This window comes from Candidatus Margulisiibacteriota bacterium, assembly GCA_028706105.1.
Taxonomy (GTDB): Bacteria; Margulisbacteria; Riflemargulisbacteria; order GWF2-35-9; family DYQY01; genus DYQY01.
This window is the reverse complement of sequence record JAQWCF010000053.1, coordinates 1-13,537: the sequence shown is the minus strand read 5'-3', so window position 1 is coordinate 13,537 and position 13,537 is coordinate 1. Positions and strand designations below refer to the sequence as shown.

The following is a 13,537-nucleotide window of genomic DNA, read 5'->3' as shown; positions in this document are numbered from 1 at the left end:
AGGGACAACAATATTAGAAATTTCCTCAGGAATAACATTAATTTTAACCCAAGTTATCCTAGGTTTGTCGTCAACAAAATATTTACCTTTGAGATTTATGACATCTTTCTGGTCGCTGGCAACAAAATTAAAACTGACATAACCTTCTTTATCAGTCACTAACGTGTAATTCTGAAGGTACTGAACGCCTCTTTTATAAACGATATATTCAATATTAATTTTCTCTTCACCCAATATGTGTCCATATTGGTCTCTTAGAACGAACTCAATTGGATCGGCCAACATTTGCCCAGTAAACACATTAACAACCGGCTTACTAACTAAATCTAACTTGTAAAAGCTTGGTTGTTTAGGAAATAACTTAAAATACTCTTTTACCTTCCCTACTTGAACCAACACATTATTTTCTTTACCATCCGTCTCACCTAAACTCACAACAGCTCGTGCAAAACCATCAATATCAGTAATTTCGTCGAAGTCCACAAAAGAAACATTCCTTTGACTGTTCCATTTTACTTCAGCATTAGGGATAGGGTTACCTTTGTCGTCTAAGACTATAACTACTAAAGGTTCAGAGGTTTTGCCCCACTCTACTACTTGCTTATCACCTGTTACAATAGCCATTTTTGCTGCGTCACCAGGCATTACTAAAACGACAAAGGCTGCCTCATAATCAGGGACCTTTGGCGAGACCGCAACAACCTGAAAATACCCCACTACAGCAGGAGTTCTAAAGGAGACCTCAGCAATGCCATTTTTGTCAGTTCTTACTCTTTTTGTTTCAAGTTCTTCAAAAGTGCTTGTTTGAAAAGAAAAATCAACAGGAATATGAGGACAAGGGTTTCCATTATCGTCCAAAACTTTTACTTTAAAAGGGGCCTTGATTGGAATGCCAATAATAGCCTCTATCTCTTCCTGTCCAATAGCAACAATTTCTACTGGCTTAGTAGACTCACTCTGAACTGTATAAACAAATCTGCCAGACATCTCTAATACTTTGGCAATTATCAGAACTCTGCCGGAATTATCATTCATCCTATAATCAAAGGCGACTCTACCCTTTTGGTCTGTTTTAGCTTCTGCGAACACAAATGCCTCGTTTTGTTCTTCAATATCCTGTTCCAACAAGTTGGCTTTTGCACCTGAAACAACATTGTTATACTGGTCATAAACTTTTAAAATAAAGGCATTTTTCACTAACTTACCAGCTTTTTGAAAAATCATAGGACGATTAGTAATATCTTTAATTAAAAACGGCACATCTGGCTCAGTTTTAAAGTTGTAAACAAACTTCTTATTCTTGACTTTAAGTTTAAGCTCGTGCTCACTTACCTTAAAACCAAATCGTAAACTTAACTTTATCACACCAGAGTTGTCCGTATAAACAGTCATCGGTGACAATAAAGAAGCATTGCTCTTAATTTTGGATTTAAAGCTAACCTTAACTCTCTCATTAACTAATGGCTGCCCTAAGCCATTAACACAAAGGAACTCAACGTTATTTAATTCTGTCGCAACTGTATAAATTTTAGAAGTTAACTGATCTTGAATAACAACATCTTTTTGTTTTTTCTTCTCAACTCTTTCACTAATAATCGTTTTTTGAAAAAACTTATTTACACCTCTAAAGACATCAGTTGTATTGCTATTTATAGAACCAACGAAGTCACTGCTATTCCCGCCAATATCACTAACGAATACAAATAAATAATTATTTTTAAATAGTTTCAAGAAATGCTCAGAAACCGTAGCTCCCCTTTGGACTGACGCCTCCCCAATTCTGACTACACCATTCCACAAAGAATTATCATTAGCATACACGACGTTAAAAGATGCAGAACCTCCCTTAGCCATGCCCCTGATGATCGGTTTACTAAGCTCCTTTGTAAAATTAAATAATGCTGAGGATATTTTAAAAATATATTTATTAAATTCTACAAAGAAATGCCAAGCTATTTTCGAGTATCTAACAGTCTCGCTAAAAAGGCTAGAAAAAAACTTTCCATAAGAAATTCTAGAGGATTCTGTCTGATATTGAACATCAACGACAATATTTTTTATATTTATTATGTCCCCATTTTTCTCAGAAAAAACATAATCAGTATCTAAGGCACCATCAAAAAAACTTAAATTATTCTTATTTATAGTTAACTTTGGGTTTACAACAGAAGCTTTACAAGAAAAATCGAAAATTTGTTGATCCAAAATTGAAGCTTGCGGGAATCTAAAGCTTATATCAAGATAATTATCTTGTTTATCCTTTACAAACAATCTATATGTTTTATTTGTTGAGTAATTAAAATTAGTGGATCGATACACATCATCTTTTTTTTGCCATGAAACATCTTGGTCATTTAATGAAACCTTTTCCAAAACAAAACTATCACCTATAACAAAGAACGACTTATTTTTTGTATCAAAGGCTACAGAGCAACGGTAATCCTGCGTCGGCCCATAAAAAAAGAAAAAAACTAAGGGAACAGAAACAATAAAAAGCAAATATACACTTAATATTAAAAATAAAAATTTTTTCTTCATATAAATTTACCTTGCTTATTTTTATCCATGAGTATCTTTAAATTTTAATATTAAACATAAGGAAGCACAAGGCAAACGAGGAATTCTTTATGTAAGAATTCCTCGTTATAATCTTTCGCAAACTGTTTAAAAAAAAACAATGAGCCTTAATAGTCAAAATTTAATGTTTTATATCCTCTATTTAAAGCTACAGTCATTGGCATTTGCTTTGCTGATGGACCCCATAACTGCATCGGACCTGGAGAATTAAACAAATTCTGAGTTGCCCAGTCTTCTCTCCTAGATTCAAAAAACTGAAAAGCAGGAGAATCTAGTTTAACTAAAGCTTTCTCAATAACCATCTCATCATTGCAATGTCTTCTTTCTACATTCAAAAGGCCTGTTAAGGGAATACCTAAAACGGTCATACCCGTATCAAAGGAAGTCACAGAGGCAATGTAGCCTGTTTTCCCAGCTAAAATCAATGAACCAGCTGTTAATCCAAGATTATAAGTATATGTAGCATCAAATAAGGTAGGAGCTCCACATCTTCCTTCGTACCCAAAAAAATGTTGCTGTTGGTGAAAAGGAACGTCAAAATCCATTTCTTTTACTCTACGATGAACCATTTCAATAATAAGTCTTTCTGTAGGGATAAGAGAAACTTGTAGATTTCCATGAGAATCTCTTTCTGTTAAAAGCATATCTTCAATATAGTCAGGTAAGGATGCCATTAACTTTGTATTAGTTGCTGAAAGCTTTTGATAAATAAAGTCTCTTTTTTCTTCCCTATTCTTATTTGCTAATATCTCAGAAAACTCTGCTATCTTTTCGTTTAACTCTGCAACTAATGTCTTCATTTCAGGAATAAACTCAATAATACCTTCTGGAATTAAAACAACACCATAATTAATGCCTTTTTTTGACCTTGTCACAACAACCTTAGCAATACTATTGATAATATCGTCCAAAGACATGTTTTTTGCTTCTATTTCTTCTGAAATAAGGCAGACAGCAGGCTTTGTCTGAAGAGCTACTTCTAGCGCAACGTGAGAGGCACTTCTACCCATTAACTTTATAAAATGCCAATATTTTCTGGAAGATGGAGTATCTTGCAAAATATTACCAACTAATTCAGCATAAATTTTAGTAGCTGTATCAAACCCAAAAGAAATAGGCAACAAGTCTCCAACTTGAAGGTCGCCATCGATTGTTTTTGGACAACCAATCACTTGCACGCCCATATCATATAGATATTCAGCCAAAAGAGCTGCATTCGTGTTAGAGTCGTCTCCACCAATTACGACGATTGCATTTAAAGCATACTTTTTGCAAGTGCTTTTCACCATTTCAAATTGTTCATCTGTCTTAATCTTTGTTCTATCGCTTCCCAAAAAACCAAAACCACCTGTATTAATAATGCTTGCGATATCTTTTTCTGTGACTTCAAAAAGATCTCCCTTCAAAAGCCCCTTTGGTCCTGCTTTAATTCCATACAATGTATTACTGTTCCCAAGAATTTTCTTAAGCCCAACAACCACATTATGTCCTCCTGCAGCTGGACCACCAGAAAACAACACAGCAACATTTAACCCAGATTTTGGCGAAGGATTAGGCCCCTTGGCCTTTAAAACTTTATTGCCAGAGGCTGCTACAGAATTTTTAAAAACCTCATTAACCTTAAGTGTGTCTTTGTTATATAATTCCGTACCTTCCTCTTCAAAACTAATTGGAGACAAAACCCCATCTTGAAAAAAAACCTTACAAACAGGAATCTCTCTATTCCTTATTTCTTGTTCAAACAAAGAATTGTGACACTCCGTAATCATTAATAAATCTTTAACCACTATCAATTACCTCCTAAAATACTTATGCTTTTCCAGCACTACCTAAAACGTTAATATTTTTTAACTTATATAATTCTTTTAATGCCTCCCTAGCTGGACCAAGATATTTTCTTGGATCAAACTCACCTGGGCTATCATTAAAAACTTTTCTAATAGCAGCAGTCATCGCTAATCTTCCATCTGAATCAATGTTAATCTTACAAACTGATGACTTAGCAGCTAACCTTAACTGCTCTTCAGGAATACCAATAGCATCAGCCATTTTCCCACCGTTTGCATTAATAATAGCAACTAACTCTTGAGGAACAGAAGAAGAACCATGCAACACAATTGGAAATCCAGGAATCTTTTTTTCGATTTGTTCTAGAATATCTAATCTGATTTTTGGATCTTGACCTGGCTTAAATTTAAAAGCACCATGGGAAGTGCCAACTGCAATAGCTAAACTATCTACACCTGTTTTTGAAACGAATTCTTCAACTTCTTCTGGCTGGGTATATACATGTTCAGCAGCTACAACATCATCTTCAACGCCAGCTAACACACCCAACTCACCCTCAACAGTTACATAATGATCTCTAGAATGTGCATACTCAACAACTTGCTTAGTTAGCTTAATGTTTTCTTCAAAAGAATGATGTGAGCCATCAATCATAACTGAAGAAAATCCAGTGTCGATACAATCCTTACAAATCTGAAAGTCAGCACCGTGGTCTAAATGTAAAACAATAGGAATATTTCCTCCTAACTCTTTAGAATACTCAACTGCGCCTTGAGCCATATATCTTAATAAAGTCTGATTAGCATATTTTCTTGCACCTGAAGATACCTGTAATATAACAGGAGAGTTTGTTTCTACACAAGCCTGAATAATAGCTTGCATCTGCTCCATATTATTAAAGTTGTATGCAGGAATAGCGTATCCACCTTTTACTGCCTTAGCAAACATTTCCTTACTATTAACTAAACCTAATTCTTTGTAACTTATTGTCATATTAAATCTCCTTATTAATAATTAATTATTTCTGCAAAGCTATCGGCTTTTAAGCTAGCTCCACCTACCAATGCACCATCAATATCTGACTTAGACATTAACTCCCTACAGCTTTCTGGAGTAACACTACCACCGTAAAGAATTGAAATATAATCTGCAACAGCTTCATTAGCCATTGCTTTTAGAAGCTTACGAATAAAAAAATGCACATCATTTGCTTGTTGTGGAGTAGCAGTCTTGCCTGTACCAATAGCCCAAACAGGCTCATAAGCAACAACTACTTTTTTTAGATCTTCTAAGGAAACACCTTTTAGTCCGTCTTCAATTTGCTCTTTGATTACTTTTTCAACTTTGCCAGACTCCCTTTGTTCTAAAGTTTCTCCAACACAATAAATTGGTATTAAGTTATTTTCTAGTGCCACTTTCACCTTTTTATTTAAAAAACTATTAGTTTCATTAAAGTACTGTCTTCTTTCTGAGTGACCAACTATAACATATTTACAGCCAACACTCTTCAGCATTGAAGCACTAATTTCACCAGTGTATGCACCTTTTTCCTCAGTGTACATATTCTGTGCTCCCAGCATTATGTCTGAATCTTTAACTATTTCGTTAACAGAAGAAAGATTAGTAAAGGATGGGCAGATTACTACCTCTACCTTATTTTTATTCTTAAATCCCTTTTTAAGCTTCTCGACTAGTTGTACAGCCTCATCAAGATCTTTATTCATTTTCCAGTTTCCCGCGATTATCATTTTTCCCATATTCAAACTCCCTTCTTAAATTATTATCGGCACAAAAATAATTGTTATCAAAATAACAACCTTTAAAAACGCATTAATAGATGGCCCTAGCACATCCTTCATGCAATCACCGTATAAATCAGCTTCAGTAGCATTAGCATATCTAACTGTATCCTTGCCACCTAAAAACCCTTTTTCAATATAATTTTTGGCATTATCTAACAAAACACCTGAGTTTGTATAACTAATAGATAAAAAAGTCGAAACCATGATACATCCAACAAAAAAAGCAGCTAAAACTTCCACACTCAAAAATCTACCAATAAGAAAAGGTAAAAAGAAAATGATGATGCAGGGGAAAATTAAATCCTTCAAAATATTTGTACCATGAATCTTAATAAACCTTCTTAAATCAGGAGTTGTTTTTCCTTGCTTTAAATATGGTATCTCTTGAAGTTGAATCTTTGCCTCATCAAACATTGCAGTTATAGTATAAGAAAGTGCTCGCATCAAAACAGAAACAAAAATATAAGGAAAAACACCGCCTAAAAATAATGAAAGCATTATCACCGGATGAAACAAAGGAATGCTGTTATAGTTAATTCCAGAAATTTGAACAAAAGATAAGAAGAAAGAAAAAGCCATAAACAAAACAGCATATGATGAGGCATGTTTTCCAACTGCAGACAAAGTATTACTAACAGAATTCATACTCTGGATTTCTCTTAATAATTTACCTTCGTTCTTTTCCATATTAGCTACACCATTTAAAGTATCTAAAAAAGGTGCAGCAAAGGAGGAGGCAACCATCAAGGGCAACATAGAAGCAAAACCAATTCCCACTAAAATTATTCCATAATAGTCACAAATCCTAAACGCAATAAAAACAAAAACTGAAGCAATAATAATTGGAATATATGTAGTCCGCATCCCCACGGAAATTGAGTTAAAAATGGAAAGTACTGAGCTGTATTGTGACAAAAACGCGTTATCTTTTACTTGTTTGTGTGCGTCAGATGTATAAAGATCAGTAATAAGACCAATTATTAAAGAAAAAATAACACCCATTAATACACAAATAAAAGGACTTAACTGGCTAGAAAACCACAAAAAATTACTAGTACAAATCAACGGTAGATTGTAACCAAGAGTTACATAATAAATATACACACCAATCATTAGCATAGAAAAATATGTCGCATGTAAAGGTTTAAGGCTTGTAGCAATAATCTGCTTCCTCTTTAAAAACAAAAACATAAAGCTAACAAAAAAAGTAATAATCAAACTACCAATGCCTATTAATACAGGATAATAAACTAATACTAAGGCATCTTTCATATTAATAGCATCAGTAACAAAATAAGCTTCAACATAAATAATCACAGCTACAAACATTCCGATAAAAGCTTCAATTAAATTAAAATTGATAGCTAAGCCACTATTTAAAAAATCCCCCACTTTATCAGCCAAAGCAGAAACGTTTCTAACGTCATTAACTCCAACATCATTATCCTCCCTAGCTAAAAGTTCTGCAGAAATATCAGCACCTTTAGCAAAAAGACCGCCAAAAACTTGGAGGAAGAAAGTAATAATTGCCATACCCATCAGATAATATAAAGTTGCCATTGCACCATATACATAAAAGACCAAAAATAAAAATATCAAAGGTATTACTGTTAAAAATATTGAAAAAATAATTCCAACTGCATAATAAAGATCAAGAAGCTTTGGAGGGTTTTCTAATAAACTTAATTCTTTTCTTTCTACAAACTTAAAAGCAATTGGAAAAGCAAAATAGGCACAAAATATTGTAACTAATCCACCGATAAAAAAAGCTATTATGTTAGATATAACAACTGAAGAACCAAATAACACAGACAAAGTAACAAAAAAAGCCATGAAAATAATTAAAAGTAATACACTAAAAATAAAATATCTTCTTAATAGATATAAAAAATTCTCTCTTATAAGGTTTATTATATTTGTAAAAAATTCTTTACCTTCCATGAACCCCTCTTATTGTAAAATTGGTGCACCGTGAAGGATTTGAACCTTCGGCCACCTGATTAAGAGTCAGATGCTCTACCAGCTGAGCTAACGGTGCGTGACCTTTTATTTTGCCTCTTCAGTATACCAGAAACATTTATCTTGAACAATAAACAAGTACGCTGATTCTAGCCGGCTTTTGCAACCTTTAAATGACTTACTACTTTAATTCTTTTTTCTTCACAAAAGCGTAGTGTGGCGCGCTCGGAGAGACTTGAACTCCCGACACACGGATTCGAAGTCCGTTGCTCTATCCAGCTGAGCTACGAGCGCATAAATAGCTAAAAGCCTAAAGATTAAAATTTAAAACATTAATACAATATAAGTATATCTTTTATTAATTATTTGAACAACTTGAACCAGCTATATTTCAATGTTTCCCATACGGTCAATAACCCATATTTACAGCTTCTCATAAAATTTATAGAAGAAGCCTCAGGAAAGTATCTCACCGGAACATGGATTTCTCCAATTTTAAAACCTGCTCTAAGTGAATTAAAAAGCATCTGTGTATCAAACACAAAATCATCAGACTGCCCAGAATAATCAACTTTTCTGAGAACTTCTGACTTAAAAGCTCTCATCCCCGTGTGCCATTCTGACAAATTCTGACCACTAAAAAAATTTTGGAACAAGGTTAAAAACCTGTTTGATATGTATTTATAAAAAGGCATCCCCCCTTTTAGTGCCTCCTCCCTGCTCCTAATTCTAGAACCAAGAACGACGTCACAAAGGTTAATCTCCAACATCTCTATCATTATTGGAATCAACTTAGGATCATACTGATAGTCAGGATGAAGCATGACAACATATTTAGGATCAAAGTCTAGCGCATTGCGATAACAAGTCTTTTGATTGCCACCATATCCTTTGTTTTTATCGTGCTCAAACACCTTAATCCCTAGCTGCTTTGCCAAAGCCACTGTTCCATCTACACTTGCATCGTCTACTAAAAGAATTTGCAAATCGTCACTTTCAGGAATTTCAGCAACAACTTTTTTTAAGGTTTTTTCAGCATTATAAGCTGGAAGAACTACAACTGTTTTGATCATTACATCCCCTCTGCTTTATACTGTTTAGCTAAACGTAAATTGTCTATAGCAGTACCATTATTCGGATCTGCTTGAATAGCTCTCTGAAAATATTCTATTGCCTTATCTACTTCACCCTTCTTACCATAAGCTAAGCCAATATTGTTATACAAGCCAGAATATCTTGGATTAATAATGATACCTTGCCTATAATAAAAAATAGCATCGTCTAACCTGCCCAGTTTTTCCATTGCTACGCCCATGTTATTGTAAGTTGCGTCATATCCGGGCTCTAAATTCATCGCTTTCTCAAAATAACTAACAGCATCATTTAGCCTATTCTCATAAATTGCTGCTATACCTAAATTATTATAAATTCTATAAATAAGTGGATTGTTGGGGTCAGAATCAACAGCTTTCAAATAATACTTAATAGAGCCTTTAATATCTCCCTTGGAAGATAATGCAGACCCCAAATTATTAAGAACGCTAAAGTATGTTGGGTTGATTTCTAACGCTTGATAATAGGAGGTTATTGCCTTATCTGTCTGACCAATCTCGCTATAAGAGAGCCCTAAATTATTCAAAATAAGCGGAGTCCCAATCTCATACTTCAGCTGATGTTCAAACAGCTTAATCGGCCCTTCCCAATAAGACGCTTGAAGTTTTGTCAGAGGCACCTGGATAAAAATCAAAAAAACAACAATAACTGCATAAATTATTTCGTGATTTTTAAACTTCTTCAGATACTCATATATTCCCCACGCAAGAATTATGGTTAAACCAATATAAGTTAAATACGTATATCTATCTGCCATTGCCTGAGTTCCCACCTGGACTATCCCAATAACAGGAACTAAGGTTCCAAGAAACCACAACCAACCAACAATCAAATACTTTCTTGTTTTATACTGTTTTAAAAAAATAAAGGTGAGAAATAAAATAATTAACAAAAAAAGAATAAAAGCAAAAATAGAAATATACTGATTATAAGGATAAAAAACAACTAATGGATGTGGCCAAAAAAATTTGCCGATGTACTTTATTACTGCAAATGTTGCATTCTGTATTCTCAAGAAAATCGGGAATTGATTAACAGATTGAACGGCTCCCATGCTCTGCTGAGCCCAAAAAGTTAAATAAGAAGAAATAACTGTTAATACAAAAAAAGGTATTTTTTCAACCCAAACCCAAAGCTCTTTTTTTAATCTTCCTAAGGGCCAAAAATCTAATAACAGCAAGACAAAAGGCAAGGTAACAAGCATTGGCTTAGACATTAAACCTAAAGCAAAAAAGAAGAGAGCAATAAGGTAATTGCCCCATTTTTTAAAACCATTTCCTTTAATATATAAATAATAAAAAATTATTGTTAAAAACATAAAGAAGGCACTTAACACATCTTTTCGTTCGGCAATCCAAGCTACCGACTCAACATGGGTTGGATGTAAAGAAAACAAAGCTGCCACAAACAAAGGTGGCCACTTAACGCCGGTTAATAAATACAAAAGCACAAACAACAGAATAACGTTTACTAGATGAATAATTACACTAACTAGATGATGTGCAGCAGGATTTATACCAAATAAAGTAAAATCAATCATATGAGATATCCAAGTAACCGGATGCCAGTTATTAGAATGTACAGCCGTAAAACACCATTGGAGGCTTTCTGTAGTTATGCCCTTTTGAATTGCATAGTTCTCTGACACATATTCATTATCATCATAATTAACATACTTAAACTGATAAGCATCAGAATAAACGTAAACACTGGCTAGCAATAACGCAATAAAACAATAAATAAATAGGACATTTCTTTTAAATACTCTTAGCATTACTTAAATATCATACCAAAATAATTAAAAATAACCAGAATTCATTAATTATTTGATAAGATTCATCGCAATTTTAATTCCATCAACAGCACTAGAAATAATCCCACCGCTATAACCGCTACCTTCACCAACTACATATAAATTATCAAACCCTACACAGCTCATTTGTTCATCACGTAAGGCTTGTATTGGAGCTGATGTTTTACTTTCTAATCCCATAATCTGACCTTCCTCAAAACCTTTTAATTTTTTACTAAAGTCTATCAACCCTTCTTTTAACGAACTACTAATGGTGGCTGGAAGCATTTCCCAAAGTGGAGAAGCAACAACTCCAAGCGGATAGCTAGTTACAGTTAATGGCCTAACATCTTTACCTGTAATAAAATCAGAAATACTACAAGTAGGGATTTTATAACTATTTGTTGCCTGATAAAAGGATTGCTCCAGTTGCTCAACCCAATCCAAGGATTCAATTGCACTTACTTCCTTTTGTAATAAATTATTTAAATTCAATGCTACCACGCAAGCAGCGTTGGCAAATTGACCGTTTCTCTTGTAAAAACTCATTCCGTTAACTGTACTACTCCCTGCTATCGAAGTTGAGGGTACAATCACACCACCAGGACACATACAAAAAGAATAAACAGAGGAACTGTTGGGCGAATTGTAGGTTAATCTGTATTCTGCCGAAGTTAAACCGGGCAAATTTTCTTTTCCCCACTGAGCTTTATTTATAAGTGTTTGTGGATGCTCAACTCTTGCTCCAATTGCAAAATTTTTGGAACTAAACTTAACTCCCCTTTTAAGCAACATTCTATAGGTAGAATAAGAGGAATGTCCTGGAGCAACAATAAAATAATCAGCCTCCAAAATACCAATGCTTGTTTTAGCTTCAACAACCTTACCTTTTTTAACAACGATATCAACTAAGGAAGTTTCAAACTCTATCTTTCCACCAATTTCTTGAAACATTTCACGAAGCTTTTTTACTAATGAAATAAGATTATCACTACCTAAATGTGGATGCGCTAAATATGTAATCTCTTCTGGCGCACCAGCCTCAATATAGCTATCCAAGACAAACTGTTTTTCTAAAGAAGCATGTTTGCTCCTAGCAGTTAATTTACCATCAGAAAAAGTTCCTGCTCCACCCTCACCAAACGCATAATTTGCAGTAACATCAAATATCCCTGTTGCTTCAAACTTCTTTATCCCCTTAGCCCTTCCAATAACTTCCTTGCCTTGTTCAATAATTGTTGTTTGAAAGCCTGCCTTTTGTAAAACATAAGCAGAAAAAAATCCAGCTGGACCACTTCCGACAACAAGGACTTTTTGTTTTCTATTTTTAAAAGTTATCTTTAGCTTTGGTGGTTTTGGCAAAAAACCTTTAATTGACTTCGCAAACACTTCTACCTTAATTTGCCAATGAATATCTTTTTTATTACGAGCATCTAAACTTTTATTTTCAATATGATATGTAAATTCAGTTAATCTTAGCTTCTTGGCAATCTTCTGACGCAAATCTTCCTTAGTATAGTCAGTTGGTAAATTAAAACTAATTTGCTGATATCCCATATTTAATTTACTAACTCGTACAAAAGTATTCCGGAAGCTACTGCAACATTTAAGGATTCCATCTCTGTTGTCATTTTGATGGTTACAAGCTTATCTGATAACTTTTCAATTTCACTGCTAACACCATGCGATTCGCTCCCCAAAACTAAACAAAAAAGTTTTGTCGCTTCAATCTCTTTTAAGTTTTGTCCTTGTTTCACATTTGTTGAAATAATTGGCATCTTTTCTTTAATGCTTTTCATTAATATAAGACTTTTATCTTCCTCGATGTTCAACTTAAAAACTGCATCTTTGCCTGCATTAAGAGTTTTAGGATTATATATATCCACGCAGCGACTATCCACTACAACATTTTTAATACCAAAAGCAACTGCATTTCTAAGAATGGCTCCAAGATTTCCAGGATCACTTATCCCGTTTAAATATAACACGGACTTTTTCATGTCAATTTTTGAGGAAGTTTTCTTGTAAACAGCACATATTCCAGAAGGAGTATCCAGTGAGGAAAACACTTTATTAATATTTTCATCGATCACAAAATAGTTAGGCATGCCTTTTACAATAAAGTTAACTCTTGCATCGTTACTCTTGAGGAGTTCCTTGCTGATATATATTGATTCTGGCTTCAGTCCATCGATAAAAGCATCATGGATAGTTACAAGGTTTTCTATTAAAAACTTTCCAAACCTATCTCGATATTTTTTCTGAGACAATCTGCTTAGAAAATTAACCTTCTCATTAGACTTACTAGTTATAATATTTTGCATAGACGTATTATATCACCTATCTTGATTACCTTTAGACATTTCACTTAATATAAAATGTGTGTATACCTAAACATGGTATCCCTGATTTAAGGGTAAAAAAGCTGCTTAGCATGGGCAAGGAATATTTCAAAAAGATAATAGAAATAAAAAGGAGACTAGATAAAAAGAGTTAAATGGGGCAT

9 protein-coding genes and 2 tRNA genes are annotated in these 13,537 nt (G+C 33.9%); all 11 read right to left on the bottom strand.

Annotated features, from left to right (window positions below; genetic code table 11):
* On the bottom strand, positions 1-2,538 hold a 2,538-nt coding region (locus PHF25_06410; GenBank protein ID MDD4527650.1), incomplete at its 3' end, for a hypothetical protein.
* 146 nt (positions 2,539-2,684) lie between these two features.
* A complete protein-coding gene (locus PHF25_06405; GenBank protein ID MDD4527649.1) occupies positions 2,685-4,364 on the bottom strand; it encodes a diphosphate--fructose-6-phosphate 1-phosphotransferase in 1,680 nt (559 codons plus the stop codon).
* Between the two features lie 22 nt (positions 4,365-4,386).
* Positions 4,387-5,358 (bottom strand): class II fructose-1,6-bisphosphate aldolase, encoded by a 972-nt coding sequence (locus PHF25_06400; protein ID MDD4527648.1) that lies wholly within the window; start codon positions 5,356-5,358, stop codon positions 4,387-4,389.
* Positions 5,359-5,372: 14 nt separating this feature from the next.
* On the bottom strand, positions 5,373-6,122 hold the full coding sequence (gene tpiA, locus PHF25_06395) for a triose-phosphate isomerase (protein ID MDD4527647.1): 750 nt from the start codon (positions 6,120-6,122) through the stop codon (positions 5,373-5,375).
* 15 nt (positions 6,123-6,137) lie between these two features.
* Positions 6,138-8,108 (bottom strand): sodium/proton-translocating pyrophosphatase, encoded by a 1,971-nt coding sequence (locus PHF25_06390; protein MDD4527646.1) that lies wholly within the window; start codon positions 8,106-8,108, stop codon positions 6,138-6,140.
* Between the two features lie 21 nt (positions 8,109-8,129).
* Positions 8,130-8,205: transfer RNA gene (locus PHF25_06385), tRNA-Lys, on the bottom strand.
* Positions 8,206-8,343: 138 nt separating this feature from the next.
* Positions 8,344-8,420, bottom strand: a tRNA-Arg gene (locus tag PHF25_06380).
* A 68-nt stretch (positions 8,421-8,488) separates the two neighbouring features.
* The gene (locus PHF25_06375; GenBank protein MDD4527645.1) at positions 8,489-9,199 is read right to left on the bottom strand and encodes a glycosyltransferase family 2 protein; all 711 of its coding nucleotides are present in this window, start codon (positions 9,197-9,199) and stop codon (positions 8,489-8,491) included.
* On the bottom strand, positions 9,199-11,013 hold the full coding sequence (locus PHF25_06370; protein ID MDD4527644.1) for a tetratricopeptide repeat protein: 1,815 nt from the start codon (positions 11,011-11,013) through the stop codon (positions 9,199-9,201). Before PHF25_06370 ends, PHF25_06375 begins: the two co-directional genes overlap by 1 nt.
* Positions 11,014-11,061: 48 nt before the next feature.
* Complete coding sequence (locus PHF25_06365; protein MDD4527643.1) at positions 11,062-12,588, bottom strand: NAD(P)/FAD-dependent oxidoreductase; 1,527 nt, start codon at positions 12,586-12,588, stop codon at positions 11,062-11,064.
* Positions 12,589-12,590: 2 nt separating this feature from the next.
* Positions 12,591-13,355: an RNA methyltransferase gene (locus PHF25_06360; protein MDD4527642.1), complete on the bottom strand. Its 765-nt coding sequence runs from the start codon at positions 13,353-13,355 to the stop codon at positions 12,591-12,593.
* Between the last annotated feature and the right edge of the window lie 182 nt (positions 13,356-13,537).

What these genes read in the sequence shown, in the direction of transcription:
- PHF25_06400 (MDD4527648.1), bottom strand. Translation starts at nt 5,358, where the DNA reads ATGACAATAAGTTACAAAGAATTAGGTTTAGTTAATAGTAAGGAAATG.
- tpiA (MDD4527647.1), bottom strand. Translation starts at nt 6,122, where the DNA reads ATGGGAAAAATGATAATCGCGGGAAACTGGAAAATGAATAAAGATCTT.
- PHF25_06390 (MDD4527646.1), bottom strand. Translation starts at nt 8,108, where the DNA reads ATGGAAGGTAAAGAATTTTTTACAAATATAATAAACCTTATAAGAGAG.
- PHF25_06375 (MDD4527645.1), bottom strand. Translation starts at nt 9,199, where the DNA reads ATGATCAAAACAGTTGTAGTTCTTCCAGCTTATAATGCTGAAAAAACC.
- PHF25_06370 (MDD4527644.1), bottom strand. Translation starts at nt 11,013, where the DNA reads ATGCTAAGAGTATTTAAAAGAAATGTCCTATTTATTTATTGTTTTATT.
- PHF25_06365 (MDD4527643.1), bottom strand. Translation starts at nt 12,588, where the DNA reads ATGGGATATCAGCAAATTAGTTTTAATTTACCAACTGACTATACTAAG.
- PHF25_06360 (MDD4527642.1), bottom strand. Translation starts at nt 13,355, where the DNA reads ATGCAAAATATTATAACTAGTAAGTCTAATGAGAAGGTTAATTTTCTA.